Source organism: Mycolicibacterium sp. 624, from assembly GCF_040548615.1.
Classification (GTDB): domain Bacteria; phylum Actinomycetota; class Actinomycetes; order Mycobacteriales; family Mycobacteriaceae; genus Mycobacterium.
This window is the reverse complement of sequence record NZ_JBEPRZ010000001.1, coordinates 1107516-1127001: the sequence shown is the minus strand read 5'-3', so window position 1 is coordinate 1127001 and position 19486 is coordinate 1107516. Positions and strand designations below refer to the sequence as shown.

General features: G+C 66.3%; 19 protein-coding genes. 15 read left to right on the top strand and 4 right to left on the bottom strand.

The features are described 5' to 3' along the window. The first annotated feature begins 37 nt into the window (after window positions 1–37). The 3 genes from ABIA65_RS05150 to ABIA65_RS05140 are packed head-to-tail and all read left to right on the top strand — an operon-like array spanning window position 38 to window position 2701. Window positions 38–901, top strand: a complete 864-nt coding sequence (locus tag ABIA65_RS05150) for an ABC transporter permease (protein ID WP_241402457.1) — start codon at window positions 38–40, stop codon at window positions 899–901. After that, window positions 898–1935: a taurine ABC transporter substrate-binding protein gene (locus tag ABIA65_RS05145; RefSeq protein ID WP_241402458.1), complete on the top strand. Its 1038-nt coding sequence runs from the start codon at window positions 898–900 to the stop codon at window positions 1933–1935. The genes ABIA65_RS05150 and ABIA65_RS05145 overlap by 4 nt, the downstream gene beginning before the upstream one ends. After that, complete coding sequence (locus ABIA65_RS05140) at window positions 1919–2701, top strand: ABC transporter ATP-binding protein (protein WP_241402459.1); 783 nt, start codon at window positions 1919–1921, stop codon at window positions 2699–2701. The genes ABIA65_RS05145 and ABIA65_RS05140 overlap by 17 nt, the downstream gene beginning before the upstream one ends. A 102-nt stretch (window positions 2702–2803) precedes the next feature. Here ABIA65_RS05140 and ABIA65_RS05135 read toward each other — a convergent pair whose 3' ends face one another. Next, window positions 2804–2914: a hypothetical protein gene (locus ABIA65_RS05135; protein ID WP_241402460.1), complete on the bottom strand. Its 111-nt coding sequence runs from the start codon at window positions 2912–2914 to the stop codon at window positions 2804–2806. A gap of 147 nt (window positions 2915–3061) precedes the next feature. On the opposite strand from ABIA65_RS05135, the gene ABIA65_RS05130 reads away from it, so the two are divergent. The 10 genes from ABIA65_RS05130 to ABIA65_RS05085 all read left to right on the top strand — a co-directional run bounded on the left by ABIA65_RS05130 (window position 3062) and on the right by ABIA65_RS05085 (window position 15633). Continuing rightward, window positions 3062–3733, top strand: a complete 672-nt coding sequence (locus ABIA65_RS05130) for a TetR/AcrR family transcriptional regulator (protein ID WP_354522847.1) — start codon at window positions 3062–3064, stop codon at window positions 3731–3733. Window positions 3734–3743: 10 nt separating this feature from the next. Next, window positions 3744–5540: an acyl-CoA dehydrogenase gene (locus ABIA65_RS05125; protein WP_354522846.1), complete on the top strand. Its 1797-nt coding sequence runs from the start codon at window positions 3744–3746 to the stop codon at window positions 5538–5540. 130 nt (window positions 5541–5670) lie between these two features. Continuing rightward, on the top strand, window positions 5671–6189 hold the full coding sequence (locus tag ABIA65_RS05120) for a TetR-like C-terminal domain-containing protein (protein WP_354522845.1): 519 nt from the start codon (window positions 5671–5673) through the stop codon (window positions 6187–6189). 300 nt (window positions 6190–6489) lie between these two features. After that, the gene (locus ABIA65_RS05115) at window positions 6490–7248 is read left to right on the top strand and encodes an SDR family NAD(P)-dependent oxidoreductase (protein WP_354522844.1); all 759 of its coding nucleotides are present in this window, start codon (window positions 6490–6492) and stop codon (window positions 7246–7248) included. Between the two features lie 52 nt (window positions 7249–7300). Then, on the top strand, window positions 7301–9733 hold the full coding sequence (locus ABIA65_RS05110; RefSeq protein WP_354522843.1) for an aminotransferase class III-fold pyridoxal phosphate-dependent enzyme: 2433 nt from the start codon (window positions 7301–7303) through the stop codon (window positions 9731–9733). Continuing rightward, a complete protein-coding gene (locus ABIA65_RS05105; protein WP_354522842.1) occupies window positions 9730–10497 on the top strand; it encodes a 5-oxoprolinase subunit PxpA in 768 nt (255 codons plus the stop codon). The genes ABIA65_RS05110 and ABIA65_RS05105 overlap by 4 nt, the downstream gene beginning before the upstream one ends. A 2-nt stretch (window positions 10498–10499) precedes the next feature. Then, window positions 10500–11402, top strand: coding sequence for a 5-oxoprolinase subunit B family protein (locus ABIA65_RS05100; protein WP_241402467.1), 903 nt, complete (start codon window positions 10500–10502; stop codon window positions 11400–11402). Continuing rightward, complete coding sequence (locus ABIA65_RS05095) at window positions 11399–12391, top strand: 5-oxoprolinase subunit C family protein (protein WP_241402468.1); 993 nt, start codon at window positions 11399–11401, stop codon at window positions 12389–12391. Before ABIA65_RS05100 ends, ABIA65_RS05095 begins: the two co-directional genes overlap by 4 nt. A 174-nt stretch (window positions 12392–12565) precedes the next feature. Beyond that, entirely contained in the window at window positions 12566–13840 is a 1275-nt protein-coding gene (locus tag ABIA65_RS05090) for an MFS transporter (RefSeq protein WP_241402469.1), read from the top strand. Window positions 13841–13887: 47 nt separating this feature from the next. After that, window positions 13888–15633 (top strand): CocE/NonD family hydrolase, encoded by a 1746-nt coding sequence (locus ABIA65_RS05085; protein ID WP_354522841.1) that lies wholly within the window; start codon window positions 13888–13890, stop codon window positions 15631–15633. A 24-nt stretch (window positions 15634–15657) separates the two neighbouring features. Here the strand turns inward: ABIA65_RS05085 and ABIA65_RS05080 are convergent, their stop codons facing one another. Continuing rightward, window positions 15658–16758 (bottom strand): alcohol dehydrogenase catalytic domain-containing protein, encoded by a 1101-nt coding sequence (locus ABIA65_RS05080; protein WP_354522840.1) that lies wholly within the window; start codon window positions 16756–16758, stop codon window positions 15658–15660. A 35-nt stretch (window positions 16759–16793) separates the two neighbouring features. Here ABIA65_RS05080 and ABIA65_RS05075 point away from each other — a divergent pair, with 35 nt between their 5' ends. Then, a complete protein-coding gene (locus tag ABIA65_RS05075; protein ID WP_241402472.1) occupies window positions 16794–17234 on the top strand; it encodes an acyl-CoA thioesterase in 441 nt (146 codons plus the stop codon). Window positions 17235–17237: 3 nt separating this feature from the next. Here the strand turns inward: ABIA65_RS05075 and ABIA65_RS05070 are convergent, their stop codons facing one another. Then, on the bottom strand, window positions 17238–18182 hold the full coding sequence (locus ABIA65_RS05070) for a D-2-hydroxyacid dehydrogenase family protein (RefSeq protein ID WP_354522839.1): 945 nt from the start codon (window positions 18180–18182) through the stop codon (window positions 17238–17240). 41 nt (window positions 18183–18223) lie between these two features. Here ABIA65_RS05070 and ABIA65_RS05065 point away from each other — a divergent pair, with 41 nt between their 5' ends. Continuing rightward, entirely contained in the window at window positions 18224–18700 is a 477-nt protein-coding gene (locus ABIA65_RS05065) for an SRPBCC family protein (protein ID WP_354522838.1), read from the top strand. A 1-nt stretch (window position 18701) separates the two neighbouring features. Here the strand turns inward: ABIA65_RS05065 and ABIA65_RS05060 are convergent, their stop codons facing one another. After that, a complete protein-coding gene (locus tag ABIA65_RS05060) occupies window positions 18702–19391 on the bottom strand; it encodes a GntR family transcriptional regulator (RefSeq protein WP_241402475.1) in 690 nt (229 codons plus the stop codon). Between the last annotated feature and the right edge of the window lie 95 nt (window positions 19392–19486).

Here is a 19486-nt window from a genome sequence, read left to right as displayed (position 1 = left end):
CAGCGTCGCACCCAGCTTTCGAAAGTCGCAGGAACCCGTGTCCGTTTTCGTCGACATCACCCCCGACGAGTCGCATGTCGACTCGCCGGCAGCCACGGCAGCCACCAATCGGTGGCGCGGCCGGTTGACCCGTGCCGCACTGCCCCTGCTGTCAGTGGTCGCGTTCGGGGTGGTGTGGCAGGTGGCCGCGGCCAGCGGTGTCTGGAACCAGACCTTCGTGCCATATCCGGCCACGGTGTGGAAGGCCTTCATCGACGTGTCCACCACCCACGACGGGGTGCGCGGCTATGCCGGCTACCTGCTGTGGGAGCACCTCTACATGACGTTGCGCCGCGTCCTGGTCGGCGTCGTGATCGGCGTCGGAGTCGGCGTGCTCCTCGGGTTGGTGATGGGTTCGGTCGGCTGGGTGCGCAGCGTGCTCGAGCCCTGGCTCACGTTCCTGCGGGCCCTGCCGCCCCTGGCCTACTTCTTCCTGCTGGTCATCTGGTTGGGCATCGATGAGGCCCCCAAGATCACGCTGCTGGCGTTGGCGGCACTGCCTCCTGCGGCGGTGGCGACCACGGCGGCCGTCGTCGCCGCGCCGGTCGGTCTGACCGAGGCGGCGCGTGCGCTTGGCGCCACCCGTATCCAGGTGATCCGCGATGTCGTCGTGCCATCGGCGCTGCCCGAGACGTTCACCGGTATCCGGCTGGCGGTGGGCATGGCCTACTCGGCGGTGGTGGCCGCCGAGCTCTTCAACGGCATCCCCGGCATCGGCGGCCTGGTCAAGGACGCAAGCAACTACAACAACACCCCCGTAGTGCTGGTCGGCATCTTCGCGATCGGCTTCTCGGGTCTGGTCATTGACGGTCTACTTCGCGCCGCTGAACGGCGCGCCGTCCCCTGGAGAGGAAAAATATGAGGATTCGCAGGATTCGAGCACTGGTGGCCGCGGCCGCGGTGGCGACTCTGGCCTTGGCGGGCTGCGCGGTGGACAACTCCGGGTCGGACTCCAGCAAGCCGACGCTTCGCCTCGGCTACCAGACGTTCCCCAGCGGTGACCTCATCGTCAAGAACAACAAGTGGCTCGAGGAGGCGCTGCCGGACTACAACATCAAGTGGGTCAAGTTCGACTCCGGCGCCGACGTCAACACCGCGTTCATCGCCAAGGAGCTGGACTTCGGCGCGCTGGGCTCCAGCCCGGTGGCCCGCGGCCTGTCCGCACCACTGAACATTCCGTACAGCGTCGCGTTCGTCCTCGACGTGGCCGGTGACAACGAGGCCCTGGTGGTCCGCAACGAGTCGGGTATCAACTCGATCCCCGAGCTGAGGGGCAAGCGCATCGGCACGCCGTTCGCGTCGACAGCGCACTACAGCCTGCTCGCTGCGTTGGCGCAGAACAACCTGACGCCCAAGGACGTTCAGCTGATCGATCTTCAGCCGCAGGCGATTCTCGCGGCGTGGGAGCGCGGTGACATCGACGCCGCCTACACCTGGCTGCCGACCCTGGATCAGCTGCGCAAGACCGGCAAGGACCTGATCACCAGCCGCCAGCTGGCCAAGGATGGCAAGCCGACCCTGGACCTGGCCGTGGTGGCCAATGAGTTCGCCTCGGCTCACCCCGAGGTCGTCGACACCTGGCGTCAGCAGCAGGCGCGCGCGCTCAACCTGATCTCCGACGAGCCGGATGCGGCCGCCAAGGCTATCGCCGCCGAGATCGGTCTGGCACCCGAAGACGTTGCGGGACAGCTGAAGCAGGGCGTCTACCTGACACCGCAGCAGGTGGCGTCCCCGGAGTGGCTCGGCAGCGAGGGTGCCGTCGGCAACATCGCCGTGAACCTGCAGAGCGCATCGGAGTTCCTCGCCGAGCAGGGCCAAATCCCAACGGCCGCACCGCTCAAGACGTTCCAGGACGCCATCTACGTCAAGGGACTACCCGATGTCCTCACGCAGTGATACCCCCGTCGTCCGTGGCGGCCTGCGCATCAGCAACGTGGCGCACCGCTACGGCGACGTGACAGCGCTCGGGCCGGTCGATCTCGATATCGAACCCGGTGCCTTCCTGGTCTTGGTGGGCGCGTCGGGCTGCGGCAAGAGCACGCTGCTGCGACTCATCGCCGGGTTCGAGCAGCCGACCGCGGGCGAGGTCGAGATCGCCGGTGACGCGCCCACCCCGGGCGTCACCGCGGGGGTGGTTTTCCAGCAGCCGAGGCTGTTCCCGTGGCGCACGGTCGGCGGCAACGTCGACCTGGCGCTCAAGTACGCCAAGGTGCCGCGTGATCGGCGCACCGAGCGCCGAGACCAGCTGCTGGCGCGCGTGGGGCTCGAGGGAACGGCCGACCGCAAGATCTGGGAGATCAGCGGGGGACAGCAGCAGCGTGTGGCGATCGCGCGTGCGCTGGCCGCCGAGACCCCGCTCTTCCTGCTCGACGAGCCCTTCGCGGCGCTCGACGCGCTCACCCGCGAACGGCTGCAGGAGGACGTCCGGCAGGTCAGCGCCGAGACCGGACGCACCACGGTGTTTGTCACACACAGTGCCGATGAGGCGGCGTTCCTCGGCTCGCGCATTGTCGTGCTGACGCGGCGGCCGGGTCAGGTGGCTCTCGACCTGCCCGTCGACCTCCCGCGCACAGGCGTCGACCCGGACGAGCTGCGGCGCTCACCGGAGTACACCCGGTTGCGCGCGGAGGTTGGCCGCGCGGTCAAGGCCGCCGCGGCCTGACGCGCGGTATCAAACGAAATCCAGCTTCACACGACGTGCAACGCCAAACGCAGTGTTCGGAGGCTCCGAACACTGCGTTGGTAGTGGTGTGCCGTCGAGTCGCTACACCGGGGGATAGGCTGGCGGCGGGTAGACCCCGCGCAGCCCCCAGGGCAGCCACTGGAAGAAGTATTCTATCTCGTCACTGGCGTCGTAATCCGGATTCGGATCCATGTGAAAAGCCTCCCAGCAGTGACGTCGTTGTCCGAAGTCTAACCCCCGGGCCCCGTCCACGGACAGAGGATTGGGTCGACTGAATAGACTGGCCAACCAGTTGATTGATCCCCGGGGAGCGTCCCGGCCTGCATATAGTGAGTCGCCATGTCCCTTACGTCCAAGGAACCGTCCGCGAACGGCCTGACCCGCCGGGAAGAACTGCTCGCGGTAGCCACCAAACTCTTCGCCGCCCGTGGTTACCACGGCACCCGCATGGACGACGTGGCCGACGCTGTCGGCCTGAACAAGGCGACGGTCTACCACTACTACGCCAGCAAGTCGCTGATCCTCTGGGACATCTACAAGAGCGCCGCCGACTTCACCGTCGGCGCCCTGCACGACGACCCGACGGCGACGGCGCGCGAGACGCTCTACAACTTCACCCGGCGACTGCTGGTCGGCATCGCCAGCGACATCGAGCGTGCGGCCGTCTACTTCCAGGAGGGCCCCTACATCACGGAGTGGTTCACCGAGGAGCAGGTGGCCTATATCCGCACGTCGGAGACCACCGTCTACGAGCACGTCCGCGACGTCATGGACCGTGGCATCGCCAGCGGTGAGTTCTACGACTGCGACTCGCATGTACTCGCGCTCGGCTACATCGGCATGACGCTGGGCGCCTACCGGTGGCTGCGGCCGCAGGGCCGGCGCAGCGCACAGGAGATCGCAGTCGAGTTCAGCACCGCGCTGCTGCGCGGCCTCATCAAGGATGAGACCGTGCGCGTCGAGTCCCCACTGGGAATCGACGTCAGCCAAACCAGCGCGGCCAACGACTGACCTGCTGTCGATGAAGTCAACGATTCTGTCGCGCCGCGACCTGGACTTCCTGCTCTACGAGTGGCTGCGCGTCGACGACCTCACCAAGCGTGTCCGCTTCGTCGAGCACTCCCGCGAGACGTTCGACGGCGTCCTCGACCTGTGCGAGCAGCTGGCGACCAGGTACTTCGCGCCGCACAACAAGACCAGCGATGCCAACGAGCCGACCTTCGACGGCACCCGCGTCACCGTCATCGGTGAGGTCAAGGAGGCGCTGGACGCTTTCGCCGCCGCCGACCTGATTGGCATGACCGCCGACGAAAACCTCGGCGGCGCACAGCTTCCGGTGACCGTGGCGCAGGCGGCCTTCGCGTGGATCGCCGCAGCCAACGTGTCCACGTCGGGCTACGTCATGCTGACCGTCGCCAACGCCAACCTGATCGCGCACTTCGGCACCGAGGAGCAGATCGACGCCTTTGTCCGGCCGATGCTGGCTGGCCGGTTTCTCGGCACGATGGCGCTCTCGGAGACGCAGGCGGGGTCGTCGCTGGCCGATATCACCACCCGCGCCGAGCCGGTGGGCGATGGCACCTACCGGGTGTTCGGGTCCAAGATGTGGATCTCGGGCGCCGAGCACGACATGTCCGACAACATCATCAACCTGGTCCTGGCCAAGATCCCCGGCGGGCCGGCGGGCACCAAGGGTATATCGCTGTTCATCGTGCCCAAGTTCCTGGTGGAGCGCGACGGGGCGATCGGCGAGCGCAACGACGTGGCACTGGCCGGGCTGAATCACAAGATGGGCCAACGGGGTATCACCAACACCGTGCTCAACTTCGGCGACGGAACCTTCCAGCCCGGCGGCCAGCCCGGTGCCGTCGGCTACCTGGTGGGCGAGCCGCACCGCGGCCTGACCTACATGTTCCGCATGATGAACGAGGCGCGACTCGGTGTCGGGATGGGCGCGGTTGCGCTCGGCTACACCGGCTATCTGAAGTCACTGCAGTACGCGCGGGAGCGCCCGCAGGGCAGACCGCCCACGGCCAAGGATCCGTCCGCGCCGCAGGTCCCGATCGTCGAGCATGCCGACGTCAAGCGAATGCTATTGGCGCAGAAGGCCTATGTCGAGGGCGGGTTGGCGCTGGCCCTGTACTGCGCGCGTCTGATCGATCTTCAGCAGACGGCCGAGTCCGACGACGAGGCGGAGCGCGTGACGCACCTCCTGGACATCCTGACTCCGATTGCCAAGAGTTGGCCCTCGCAGTGGTGCCTGGCGGCCAACGACCTGGCCATTCAGGTCCACGGCGGCTACGGCTACACCCGCGAGTACGACGTCGAGCAGCACTACCGCGACAACCGGCTCAACCCGATCCACGAGGGGACCCACGGGATCCAGAGTCTGGACCTGTTGGGCCGCAAGGTCACCCAGCACGGCGGCGCGAACCTGGCCGTGCTCGGCGACGCGGTGCAGGCCACCCTGGCGCAGGCGACGACGCTCGGTGGCGAGGCCGCCGGCCTGGCCGCCACATTGGGTGCCTCCTGGGACAGGTTGCTCGAGGTGACGGCGGGAATGTTCGCCTCCGGCGACATCGAGGCGGCGCTGGCTAACAGCGTGGTCTACCTCGAGGCGTTCGGGCACGTGGTGGTGGCGTGGATGTGGCTGGAGCAGTTCATCGCCGCCGACGGCCGCGATGGCGACTTCTACGACGGCAAGCGGCAGGCCGCGCGGTTCTTCTTCCGCTACGAACTGCCAAGGACTGCGCCACAATTCGATCTTCTCGAGAGCATGGATCACACAACGCTCGATATGCGCGACAACTGGTTCTAGCAGTCGCCATGCGTCGGGCGCTAATGCAGTATGTATTGCATTACAATCGGTGAACATGACGGAGTCACAGGCTGGCAAGCGGCGCCCTGGCGGTCGCACCGCTCGGACTCGGTCGCAGGTCCACGCCGCGGTGCGGGCGCTGCTCGGCGAGGGCAAAGACACGCCCTCGGTCCGTGAGGTATCGGAGCGATCCGGCGTTCACGAGGTGACGATCTATCGGCGCTGGGGTTCCATTGAGTCGCTCATCCTCGACGTCGCCGTCACGCAGCTCAACGACGAATCCCCGTTCCCCAACTCGGGCGATCTGCGACGCGATATCCTCGATTGGGCGAATTCTGTTACAGCACAGGTGAAGACGCATGTGGGGTTCGCGCTGTTTCGTGCGTTGGCCATGGCGCGGTCCGCGTTGTACGTCCAGGATGGGACCGTTCCGACTGTGGATGCGACGACCTATCTGCGTCGCAGAATGGATCAGATTCAAATCGCGATCGACCGCCACGAGGCCTTACACGGCGGCAGCGCGCCGACTGTCGAGATGATATTCGACATCGTGCTTGCCCCGATCTATCTCCGCGCAGTCTTCGGGTACTCGTCGCCGGACTTTGAAATTGAAGCGCTCGTTGACCGCGCGCTGCAGAGTGGCAGCTAGAAGCGCAGCGCATCGCGGGTAGGGGCGCGCCCGTCCCCCAATCTGTGCCGGCGGCCACGCCGACGTCCGACCTCGGGTGACCTGGCAGATCCTTGGCGTCCACAGGCGGCATCTCATCGCGCCCGAAACCAGTACTGCAAGAGATCTTGCATTAATGGGTGACCGGGGTCATACTTGGCCTTAATGCAGGATTAGTTACATTAGACCGGTGGCGGTGCACGCCTGGCGCGGCGCGCGACGGTCCGAATCTCCTGTGTTGCAACGCAGTTTCAGGTTCAGATCGACGAGATGAGGATTCCCATGGCCCCTACGCACACATCCCTTAAAGGCAAGGTCGCGGTCGTGACGGGCGCCAGCTCGGGCATAGGCGCCGAGATCTGCCGCGAACTCAGCCAGTGGGGCGCGTCGGTGGCCCTGGTCGGTCGCGATGCGGGCCGCTTGGACAGTGTCCTCGACGACCTGACCTCCACCGGCGCGGACGCCATCCGTCTGTGCGTTGACATCACCGACGACGATGCACCGGAGCAGGTCATCGAAGGGACGCTTGCGGCATTCGGCGCAATCGACATCCTGGTGCACGCAGCTGGCATCTTTCTTCCGACACCCTTCACCGACACCCCCGACTCCGATCTAGACGCACAGTGGGCGGTCAACGTACGCGCTCCGTTTCGCCTGACCCGTTCTGCAGTGGAGCACCTCGGTGAGGGCAGCGCAGTGATCTTCGTATCCTCCATCTGCGGACATGTCGGCTTCCCCAACTCGAGCGCCTATTGCGCAACCAAGGGTGCTGTCGAACTCCTGGTCAAATCGCTGACAGCGGAGTTCGCGCCCAAGGGCATCCGCGTCAACGCCGTGTCGCCGGGCAACGTGCGGACGAGTATCAACGCCCACCTGCTCGCCGACAAGGCCTACGAGCAGCAGATGCTCGACTCCACGCCGGCCGGCCGGGTCGGAGAGGTTTCCGATATCGCCCCGGCAGTCGCCTTCCTGGCCTCTCCAGCGGCCTCCTACATCCACGGCGCGAGCCTGCTCATCGACGGTGGGTGGGTCGCCTCCTGACAGCCCGCGGCACGGCCCGTCTCCCACGCTCTCGACCTAGCAGGAGTCACTCATGTTGCCCAACAGCACTTCTCCGAACCGCACCTCGCGTCGCCACGGCAGGGAGGTGAACGACGTATCCGCGTTCACCGCCCTCATGGAGGAGAGCGGGCTCAATGCCGCGTCACCTCCGCTGCCCGAACAGGTGGTGGAGTCTGCACTGGCCACATGGTTCGGGATGACCGGGGAGTTGACCCGGATTCCGACCGAGAAGGACGACACCTTCGAGCTCGACGGCAACACCGCGCGTCATCTCGTCAAGGTCAGCGGGGCGCAGGAGGACCCCGGTATCGTGAACCTGCAGACGGCCGCCCTGCGGCACATCGAGGCGGCATCGCCGAGTCTGCCGGTCCCACGGATGCACCAGGGAACAGACGGTGCCTACGAGTACCGTTTGGCCGGCCCGGAACACGGTGGGCGGGTCCTGCGGGTCATGTCATTCCTGTCAGGAACGCCACTGAGCGGTACCGCCGCCACGCCGGGGCAGCTCCAGTCAGTCGGGGCCGGGCAGGCGGCCGTCACCAGCGCATTGAGCCGATTCCACCACTTCAGGCAGGACCGGCGTTTGGTGTGGGACCTTCGCCACTTCCCGACTCTGCGAGTGCTGCTCGACGACATCGACGACACGGCGCATAGGCGACTCGCGTCGCAGGTGTTCGACAGCTTTCACGAAGTGGTGGCACCGCGCGTAGCTGGGCTGCGACACCAGGTGGTGCACGGCGACTTCAGCACACACAACATTCTGGTGGACTCCGGGCTGGCCGAATTCGTCTCGGGGATCATCGACTTCGGCGACACCCTACGCACCGCCGAGATATTCGACGTGGCGATCGCCATGTCGAACCTTCTCGACCCGGACGCCGCCGATCCATGGCATCGAGCCCTCGATCATCTGACTGGCTACCGGTCGCAACGGGAGATTGACGCCGATGAGTTGGCGGTCCTTCCCGTCGCGGTTGCCGCTCGCAGCGCACAGCGAGCGCTCATCGCACAATGGCGCGCTCGGCGCGACCCATCACGCGCGGACTACGTCCTCGCGCACGCTGCGCAGGACTGGCATGCACTCGAAGCGGTCGTCGCCGCTTCGGCACCCCAGGCCGAATTCTCGCCTCGCCGAAAGCCAGCCATGGTCAACGGTTTTGCGGCCGTGGACCTCGCCCGCCAACCCGCACCCAACCGGGCTCGAATCGAACGCCGACAACGGCTCCTCGGCCCCGGATATCAACTCTTCTACACCGATCCCGTCGACATTGCCCGGGGGAGCGGCGTCCACCTGTACGACTCCGACGGCCACGAATACCTGGACGCCTACAACAACGTCGCGGCGATCGGACACTGCCACCCCGCCGTCGCCGATGCGGTCGCCGCCCAGCTTCGCGTCGTCAACACCAATACGCGGTACCTGCAAGACCAGATCCTCGACTACTCCGAGGCCCTCCTGTTGACCTTCCCCGCCGACCTGGACCGCGTGACCTACACGTGCACGGGGTCAGAGGCCAACGATCTCGCCATCCGGATCGCCCGCGCACACACAGGCGCCGAAGGGATCATCGTCACCCGCAACGCGTATCACGGTGTCACCGAGACCGTCGCTGCGTTCTCACCGTCGCTGGGGCCGACCTCGCCGTTGGGGCCGCACGTGCGCCTCATCGAGGCCCCGGATAGCCGCCGCCTGCCGGGAGGCGACGTCGCGGAGTTCATGCGCCAGCAAGTCCGGCAGGCGATCGCCGACCTCAATCGACACGGCTACGGGCTGTGCGCCCTGGTGGCCGACAGTATCTTCTCCTCCGATGGCGTGTTCGCGACGCCGACGTCGGTGCTCGGCGCCGTTGCCCAAGAAGTGCGACGGGCCGGTGGTCTGTACATCGCCGATGAGGTGCAGTCGGGCTTCGGACGGACCGGTGACGCGTGGTGGGGATTTCAGCGCCACGGCGTGGTGCCCGACATCGTCACCATCGGAAAGCCGATGGGCAACGGCATCCCGGTGGCAGCCGTGGTGCTGAAGCACGCAGTGGGCAACGCCTTCGGCGACAACGTGCGGTATTTCAACACCTTTGGCGGGAGCAACGTGCCGATCGCCGCCGCCGGAGCCGTCCTCGACGTCATCCGCGGCGATCAGCTCATCGAGAATGCGCGGACGGTCGGTACGTATCTGCTCAACGAACTGCGGTCGGGCTGCGCAACGCGTGAACAGGTCTTCGAGATCCGCGGTGCCGGGCTCTTCATCGGCGTCGACATCGTCGAGGATCGGCAGTCCGCAACACCGAACGGTGCTCTCGCCAAACAGATCGTCGACGACCTCCGCCGCAACTTCGTCCTGGTGTCGGCCTCGGGGCCCGAGGGCAACGTCCTGAAGATCAGGCCGCCGTTGGTCTTCGGTCACGCACACGCCGACCGGCTGCTCGAGGCCTTCTTCGCCGCCTTCGACCGATGGAGTGAACGGTGAACACACACAGCATCGACATCAACGCCGACGCAGGCGAGGGCTTCGGACGCTGGACCCTGGGTGACGACGCAGCCCTGTTCAAGTTCGTCACCACGACCAACATCGCATGCGGTTACCACGCCGGTGATCCCGTGACGATGCGTGTCGCCGTCACGCAGGCACGCGATGCAGGTGTCGCCGTCGGCGCCCACCCCGGCTACCCCGATCTGTTGGGCTTCGGACGACGTGCGCTGCCCGCCACTGACTCCGACGTCGTGGACTACATCATCTACCAAGTCGGCGCGTTGCAGGCGCTGGCGGCTTCCGAGTCCGTTGCCTTGACGCACGTGAAGCCGCACGGCTCCCTGATGGGCCGGATCTGTCGCAGTCCCGAACTGGCCGTCGCCATCGCGACACAGCTGCAGGCCGTCATGGCCGGGCTACCCCTGATGTTCGCCCCAACGGCCGCGTTCGACGCCGTGCGCCGCGCCGGACTGCCCGCAATCCCGGAGAACGCCGCCGATCTCGACTTCGACGACGATGGCATCAACATTGTCGAACCGCGCCCCGAGTCCAAGGATCCCGAACAGGTGTCGGATCGTGCCGTCGAGATGGCACGCGGCAGCGTGACGACCGTATCGGGCTCCACGATCGCGATGCCCGTGCGTTCCATCTGCATCCACGGTGACCGACCGAACGCGGTCGCCATCGCCGCCGCAGTGAGGCAACGACTCGAACGGTCTGGCTTCGTCGTCCATTCGCACGCCCGCACGGAAGCCGACTAGCCATGCGAAGCGCTCCCTATCAGATACTTCACGATGGCACCCGCGTGAGCTTCGGCGGCGACGAGTTCATCTTCGTGGAAGTCGGCGAGGCGATGGACCTGGCTAAAGCGCTACGGATTCAGGCGATCACGACTGCCTTGGCGCAGACTGACGTCGTCGGCCTGGTCGACATCGTTCCCGCCAATGCGAGCTACATGCTGCGGATCGAGCCGGAGTTGGCTGAGCAGCGGCAGTTGATCGGGTTGATGGCGGAACTGCACCAGCGATTCGCCGACTCGAACGCCGTCACTCTCGACACCGAGATCGTGGAGATCCCGGTGTGGTACGACGACCCGTGGTCAGCGGAGACGTGCATGCGTTTCCGCGACCACCATCAATCCGACACCGAGACCGACATTCAGTACACCGCGCGGGTCAACGGATTCTCGTCGGTCGACGAGCTCGTCCTGGCGCACTCGTCGGCCCCCTTCATCGTGACCTTCCCGTGCTTCAAACCGGGAAACACCGAGAGCGTTCAACTCGTGGAGCGCAGCAGACAGATACAGGCGCCGAAATACCTGCGCCCGCGCACGGATACCCCAGCCCGGGCCGTAGCGCACGGCGGCGCCTTCACCGTTGTGTATCCCACCCGCGGGGTTGGCGGATACCAGCTCCTCGGCCGGTCGCCCGTGCCGGTCGTCGATCTGACCCAGAGCATTCCCGGGTTCGAGACCTCCATGGTGCTCACGCGGGCGGCAAGCCTTCTCAAGTTTCGCGTCATCGACGGCGATGAGTACCGGCACACGCGTGAGTGCTCGAAAGCGGGTCACTATGAGTACAGACGTCGTCCAGTAACCTTCGAGCTGGCCCGCTATCTCCAGAATCCGGACGCGTATGCGGCCGCGCTCACGGGTCACCTCCGATGATCACCGTGTGTCATGCTGGCGCGTACACGCTCATCCAGGACCTGGGGCGCGCGGGGCACTACGCGATGGGGTTGCCCCCGTCCGGGGCGCTCGATCAGTTCTCGCATCGCTGCGCCAACCTCCTGGTGGGCAATGATCCCAACGCGGCAACGCTCGAAATCACCATGATCGGACCGACACTCGAGTTCGCCACGTCGGCTCGAGTGGCCATCACGGGCGGTGATGTGCCGGTCTGGATCGATGGCGAGCCGCACGACAGTTGGCGCACGCTCGCCGTGCGTTCGGGGCAGACATTGACCGTCGGCGCGTTGCACACCGGCTGCCGCGCCTACCTGGCTGTCCGCGGTGGCATCGACTGCCCTCCCTTTCTCGGGAGCCGTTCGACGTACGTCAGCTCCGCCATGGGTGGACTCAGCGGCTCGGCTCTGGCAGCCGGTGACCGGCTTTCGATCGGCAGTGACTCAGCAACCCCATGCCCCGGGGTGGGTAGCACCGTCGACAACCACCTGCGGCCGCCTCTCGGGGGTGAGGTCCACCGCGTGCGTGTCGTGGAAGGGCTGTGCCACTACCGATTCGATCCCGATAGTGTTGATGTCTTCTTCTCCTCGACCTTCACGGTCTCCTCGGTGTCCGACCGCACGGGATACCGCCTGATCGGGCCACCACTCGAATTCGTGCCCCGTGAACCGCCTTTCGGCGCTGGTGACAATCCGAGCAACGTCGTCGATCTCGGATATCCGATGGGGTCTATCCAGGTCCCCAATGGTGAGGAGCCCATATGCCTGCTGCGCGATGCAGTCACCGGTGGGGGATACGCCACCATCGGCACTGTCATCACCAGTGACCTGGACCTGATCGCGCAGATGAAGGCGCCGGACGCGATTCAGTTCACACCCGTCTCGCTCGACAACGCCATGTCAGCGAGGAGAGTCCAACGACAGCGACTGAGAGAAGTGGAATTTGGCCTCAGACTTCTAGAACTCTTCTAGTGCCCAAACGCAGTACACCCCAGCTGGACACCCCCGCCAGGCACATGACCTCGCCGTTCACCGACATCGAGACTACGTGCCAAGGACGACCGGCGACAGGCCCAGAACCTGTGATCGTGCACACCAACCCGACGAGCGCTCTTTCCCGAAAGTGCTACCCCCTCAGGAGTTTCGATGCCAACCCACGATGCCAGCACGGCCGCGGCCGCCGCACCAGCGGCCGATAGCCGCGCCTATCTCCCCGCAGCCACTCTGGGTGGCCGCGCGCTGTTCCTGCTTCTCATCCTCGACCTCGCCTACTTCATCAATGCGATGGACCGCCAGGTCTTCTCGATCCTGCTGCCCGACATCAAGACCGCCTATGGATTGACCGGCGGCCAGGCAGGCATCATCGCGACGATCTTCACCCTCGGCATGGGACTGGCGGGAATACCGGCCGGCTACCTCGCTGACCGTTTTGGCCGCAAGAGGATCATCCTGATCAGCCTCGCCATCTTCTCGGTCAGCGTTGCGCTGCAGGCCACCGCCCTCGGCATCGTCGATATGACGTTGTGGCGCGTCCTGTCCGGCGTTGGCGAGGGAATGCAGAATGCCGCGCTATTCGCCGCCGTCGGAGCATATTTCAGTCGCAACCGTGGATTCGCAATCGGTTCCATCAACGCGGCGTTCGGCCTGGGCGCCTTCACCGGCCCGATCCTCGGCGGTGCCATCGTGGCAGCCACCGGCGACTGGCGAGTTCCACTCGTCATCTTCGGCGGCATCGGAATCATAATCTTGATTCTGCTCCTGACGCTGGTACCCGAGTCCGTGACAGAAGTCGGCCGAAGTACACCCGCGAGCGACGCAAAGCGCAACGCTGACGAGACCGCACTGGGGTTCATCAACCGACGCGTCATCTGCGGTGCGATCGCCGCTGTGGCCGCAGGCTTCACCATTTATGGATACCTCGGCCTGTACCCCACATATCTGCGCGAGGCACATGGGTTCACAGCGACGCAGGCGGGCTGGGCAGCCAGCATGTTCGGCATCGGCGCACTCGGGGCGCTCGTGGGTGGTGCCATCGCCGATCGCGTCGACCAACGGATGCTGAACGTCGTCGGCTTCCTCGGCATCATGGGTCTCGGTGTTGCCATCTTCGCATTCACCACACCCCTGCCTGTGCAGATGTTCTTCTCACTGCTGCTTGGCATCTCATTCACCGGCATCGTCTACACCAACACCAGCACACTGCTGCAACGCTCTGTTGACGTCAAATACGTCGGTCGAGTGAGCGGACTCTTCGTAGCCGCCATGTACATCCCCGCCAGCGCCTCGGGTTACTTCTTCGCCCATATGCGCGACAGCTTCGGTTGGGAGATCGCAGGAGTCGTCCAACTGACGGTGATTCCCATCATCGGTTTGGTGGCGATGGCGGCGATGGGAAGAGCCCCGGCCGGGGGCAACCGATGAATCAGCCTCACCTGACGAGATTCGCAACAACAAGGGAAGGGTCCGACATGTCCGAGCACTACCCACCGATAAACGATCTACGGGACGGCATGCGCGTCGACTGGGACGTGAGAATCACGATGGACGACGGTGTCACGCTCGCCGCCGACATCTTCCGCCCCGACGACGACCAGCCGCACCCGGTGCTTCTGGCCGCCAGCCCGTACGGGAAGGGCCTGCCGTTCGCGGTGGGGTTCGCCAGCCAATTGCGCAGCCTCCTCACCGAACACCCCGAGGTCGCCGCGTCCTCGTCGAATGAGTACCAGGTGTGGGAGTACCCCGACCCCGAGCGTTGGGTGCCTGCCGGATACGTCTGCGTCCGCATCGACACCCGCGGGGCCGGCGCGAGCGAGGGAGCGATCGACTTCTTCTCACCGCGTGAGACGCAGGACCTGTACGACTGCATCGAGTGGGCCGCCGCGCAGCCGTGGAGCAACGGCAAGGTGGGGTTGCTCGGCATCTCGTATCTGGCAAGCAATCAGTGGCAGGTCGCCGAACTGGCGCCGACGCACCTCGCTGCGATCTGCCCGTGGGAGGGTGCTTCCGACTTCTTCCGTGAGTACACCCACCACGGTGGCATCGCCACCGAGTTCATGCCGAGCTGGATGCCCTATCAGGTGAAGAGTGTCCAGCACGGCCGCGGGGATGCGCAGCTCAACCCGCACACCGGGCGGCGGGTCTCGGGCAAGCCCATCCGCTCCGAGCGTGAGCTGGAGGACAACGCAATCGCCATCGGCGACGTCCTGCGCGCCAATCCGACACTCGGCGAATACTACCGCGACCGCTCGGCCGTACTCGAGAAGATCACGCTTCCAGTTCTTTCCGCGTCCAACTGGGGTGGCATGGGTCTGCACTCGCGTGGGAACTTCGAGGGCTTCTCTCGCGTTGCATCGGAGCAGAAATGGCTTGAAGTCCACGGGCTGGAGCACTGGACCGAGTTCTACACCGACTACGGTCTCGCCATTCAGCGGCAGTTCTTCGACCACTTCCTCAAGGGTGAGGACAACGGGTGGGATCGCCGACCGCCGGTGCAGCTCAAGGTGCGCACTCCGAACGACTTCTTCGTGCGCCAGGAGAACGAGTGGCCACTTGCCAGAACCCAGTGGACGCGGTTCTACCTCGACGCGAGTTGCGGAATGCTCTCGGAGACAACGCCATCTGGCGACAGCCACGCGGCGTTCAAGGCCCGCTCGGAGGGCGTCATGTTCAAGACGCCGGTGTTCGACGACGACATCGAGATCACGGGGCCGGCGGCACTGAAACTGTTCGTGTCGTCGACCACCGCTGACGCGGACCTCTTCGTCACCATGCACCTGTTCGACCCCAGCGGCACCGAAGTGCTCTTCCCGACGGCGTTCGAGCCCCACGGGCCCCTCGCTCAGGGGTGGCTGCGGATGTCGCACAGGGCGCTCGACGAGGATCGGTCGCTGCCGTACCGGCCGTGGCACCACCACACCGAGATTGCCCCGCTGACACCCGGAGAGACCTACGAGGCCGACGTCGAGATCTGGCCGTTCTCCATCGTCGCCCCGGCCGGGTACCAGATCGGACTGTCGGTGCGCGGCCAGGACTACACCCACGACCTGGCTGGCGAGCCGGAGATCACCTACGGCCGCGAGATTCGCGGTAGCGGTGCCTACTGGCACGAACTCCCCGGCGACCGGGACAATCCCGTCTACGACGGCGAGACCACGCTCATCGGACGAGCCAGTCACTGGCCTTATGTCCTGCTGCCCGTGATCCCGAAGTCCTAGCCTGAGGTCGCGCAGAACACGGTTCTAGTCAAACGCGATGATCTGCCGTACCGCCTGCCCGTCGGCGAGTTGATCCATTCCCTCGTTGATCTGATCGAGCGTGATCGTGGACGACACCAGCGACTCGACGGGCAGGCGCCCGGCGCGCCACATCTCGACGAACCGGGGAATGTCGCGCGCAGGCACTGACGAGCCGAGGTAGCTGCCGATGAGCGATCGCCCCTCGGCGACGAAGCTCAACGGGGACACGCTGATTCGGGCATCGGGCCGCGGCAGCCCGACGGTCACCGTCCTCCCGCCGGGTGCGGTCAGCGCGAGGGCCGTCTCCAGGGCCGCCGGGTGGCCGACCGCCTCGATCACCACCTCAGCCCGCAGATCGCCCACGTCGTCCGGCGCATACGCCGCGTGGGCGCCGAGTTCGATTGCCCGGGACAGCTTCTCGGGCACCTGATCGACGGCCACGACTCGTACGTCATCGTGGGCCAGGGCTGTGATCATCGCCGCCATGCCGACACCGCCCATCCCGACGATCGCCACGGTCTGGCCCGGCCGGGGCTGGCCTGCGTTGAGCACCGCGCCGCCGCCGGTCAGCACCGCGCACCCCAGCAGTGAGGCGACCACGGGCGGCACGTCGTCGTCGACGGGGACCACCGATCGCCGGTCAACGACGGCGTGGGTGGCGAACGCCGAGACGCCGAGGTGGTGCAGCACGGTGGTGCCGTCACGGCTCAGGCGCACATCACCGTCGAGCAGCGTGCCGGCCGCGTTGGCCGCGCTGCCTGCGCTGCACGGCGCGAGGCCGTCGGTGGCACATGCACGGCAGTCGCCGCACCGCGGCAGAAACGTCATGACCACCCGTTGACCCACCGCGATGTCGCCGACCGCGGAGCCGACGGCCTCGACCACGCCCGCCGCCTCGTGGCCGAGCAGCATCGGTACGGGCCGGACCCGGTTGCCGTCGACAACCGACAGGTCGGAGTGACAGAGGCCGGCCGCCTCGATGCGGACCAGCAGCTCGTCGTCGCCGGGCGGTGCGAGGTCGAGATCGGTGACCCTCAACGGCTGCGACTCGGCGTAGCGCCGCGGTGCTCCGATGCGTTCGAGAACAGCTCCCCGGATTCTCATGACCTCCAGACTGCCCTGCCTGACAGACTGGCGCGATGAGCGTCGACGAACGATCGCTGCGGGCAGGCGACTTTCCGGTGCACTGGCCTGTGTTGACGCGGTGGACCGACAACGACATGTTCGGGCACCTCAACAACGCGGTCTACTACGAGCTGTTCGACACCGCGATCAATGCGTGGATCAACACCAGCGTCGACGTGGACCCGGTCACCGCGCCGTGGCTCGGCGTCGTGGCCGAGTCGGGCTGCCGCTTCTTCGCGGAGTTGAAGTTCCCCGACCCGCTGGTGGTGGGGCTAGCCGTCACCCGACTGGGCACCAGCAGCGTCACCTACCGGACGGCACTGTTCGACTCGTCGGCCCAGGCGCCCGTTGCGGCGGTCGGGCACTGGGTGCACGTCTACGTCGACAGATCCACCCGCCGACCCGTCCCGATTCCGGAGACCGTCCGGACACTCCTGGCCACCGCCGAGGTCTGACGGCTAGGTCTGTCCGTCGAGCCACTCGGCCATGGCAGCGACGGCGTCGCGGAAGAAGGTCCGGTACGGACGGTCGGCGACATAGCCGATGTGTGGCGTGGCCGTCACGTTGGGCATGGTGCGCAGCGGGTGGTCGGCGGGCAGGGGTTCGACGTCGAACACGTCGAGACCCGCGCCGGCGATCGAGCCCGAGCGCAGCGCGTCGATCAGTGCACCCTCGTCGACGATGGGTCCACGCGACGTGTTGACCAGCAGCGCGGACGGTTTCATCGCCGCGAGTTCAGCGGCGCCGATCAGGCCCAGGGACCGTTCGCTGAGCTTGAGGTGGACGGTCACGACGTCCGCGGTGGCGAAGAACTCCTCGCGGGGCAGGTAGCGGGCACCGGCGTCTTGCGCAGCCTCGGGAGTCAGGTTCTGGCTCCACGCGACGACGTCCATTCCGAATGCCGCGCCGACGCGCGCGACCCGTGAGCCGATGCGGCCGAGGCCGAGCACGCCGAGCACTCGGCGATCGAGCTCGCGGCCGACGGTGGTCTGCCAGCCCCCCTCCGCCACTGACTGCCGTTCGGCGACGAGGTGACGTGCCGCGGCCAGGATGAGCGCCCAGGTGAGCTCGACCGTGGATCCGATGGATCCGCCTGTCGTGCTCACGTGGATGCCGAGGTCAGCGGCCGCCTCCGTGTCGATCGAGGCGTTGACGTTGCCCGTGGAGGCGATCATCCGCAGCCGGGGGAGCCTTTCGAGGATGCTGCGGGGCAACGGAGTTCGCTCGCGCATGACGAACACCACGTCGAACGGCGCCAACCGTGCGACGAGTTCGTCGGCGTCGAAGACGTGGTCGGCGAAGACGGTGACGGACGCCCGCGCCGTGACGGGTGACCAGTCGGCCATGCTCAGCGCGACGTTCTGGTAGTCGTCAAGGACTGCGATCCGGATTGGGGTGCTCATCGGCCTCCATCGTGTCTGTGTGGCGACGATATGCTCGCCCGATGCCGTTGGTGAGCAAGACCGTAGAGGTGTCGGCCCCCGCCGAGGCGATCATGGCGATCGTCGCGGACTTCGAGGCCTATCCGGAGTGGAACGAGGAGATCAAGGGCTGCTGGATTCTGGCCCGCTACGAGGACGGTCGACCGAGCCAGTTGCGCCTGGACACCTCGGTGCAGGGCATGGACGGCACCTACATCCAGGCCGTCTACTACCCGAGCCCCACTCAGATCCAGACCGTCATGCAGCAGGGCGATCTGTTCACCAAGCAGGAACAGGTCTTCGCCGTCGTCGAGATGGGTCCGACGACGCTGCTGACGGTCGACCTCGACGTCGAGGTCTCGATGCCGGTGCCGGCAATGATGGTGAAGAAGGTCGTCAACGACGCGCTCGATCACCTGGCAGGAAATCTGAAGACGCGGGCCGAGCAGCTTTCGGCCGGCGGGCAGGAGCGCAGCGACCCGGGGAATCAATCCGGCTAGGTCAGGTCCACAGCCCGAGTTCGTCGAGGCGGGCGGTCAGACGCCGCGCCCCGTCCTCGAACTGATCGCGGGTCAGCCGCACGGCCTCGTCGGCGTCGCGGCGGCGGAACGCGGCGATCAACTCGCGGTGATTGGCCACCGCGGCGGCGCCCCATGACGGGTCGTCGGCGTAGATGCGAGACGGCAGGTAGCGCGTCGCGTGCAGCAGGAACCAGGCCAGCTTGGTTCGGCCCGCGGCTCGGTTGACCGCTCGGCGGAAGGCGAAATGTGCCGATGCCACCGCATCGGCGTCGCCGTCGTCGATGGCCGCGGCGGTCTCGGCGGCGAGCCCCTCGAGGTCGTTGATCTCCTCGTCGGTGATGCGAGCGGCCGCCGAGCGCACCAGTTGGGTGGCGATGGTGGCCTGCAGCCAGAACAGATCCTCGATGTCACCGCGGGTGAACGGGGACACCACGTGGCCGCGGTGGGGTTCGAGGTCCACCATGCCCTCTCCGCGCAGCGTCCGTAGCGCCTCGCGTACCGGCGTGATGCTGACCCCGAGTTCGGCCGCGGTCTCGTCGAGCCTGATGAACGTTCCCGGCCGCAGGGTGCCCGACATGATGCGGGCGCGAAGATGCGCGGCGACCTCATCGGAGAGTTGCTCGCGACGGACCGCCCCGCGCGAGGAGGGTCGCGATCTGCTGGCCTTCACGGCGCTCCGTTCCCCGCTGTCAGTCGTTGCCGGTCCGTCCGGTGAGGGGTTGTCCCTGGGCCACCGAGGCCATAGTGTGACCGGGGCAACACCAT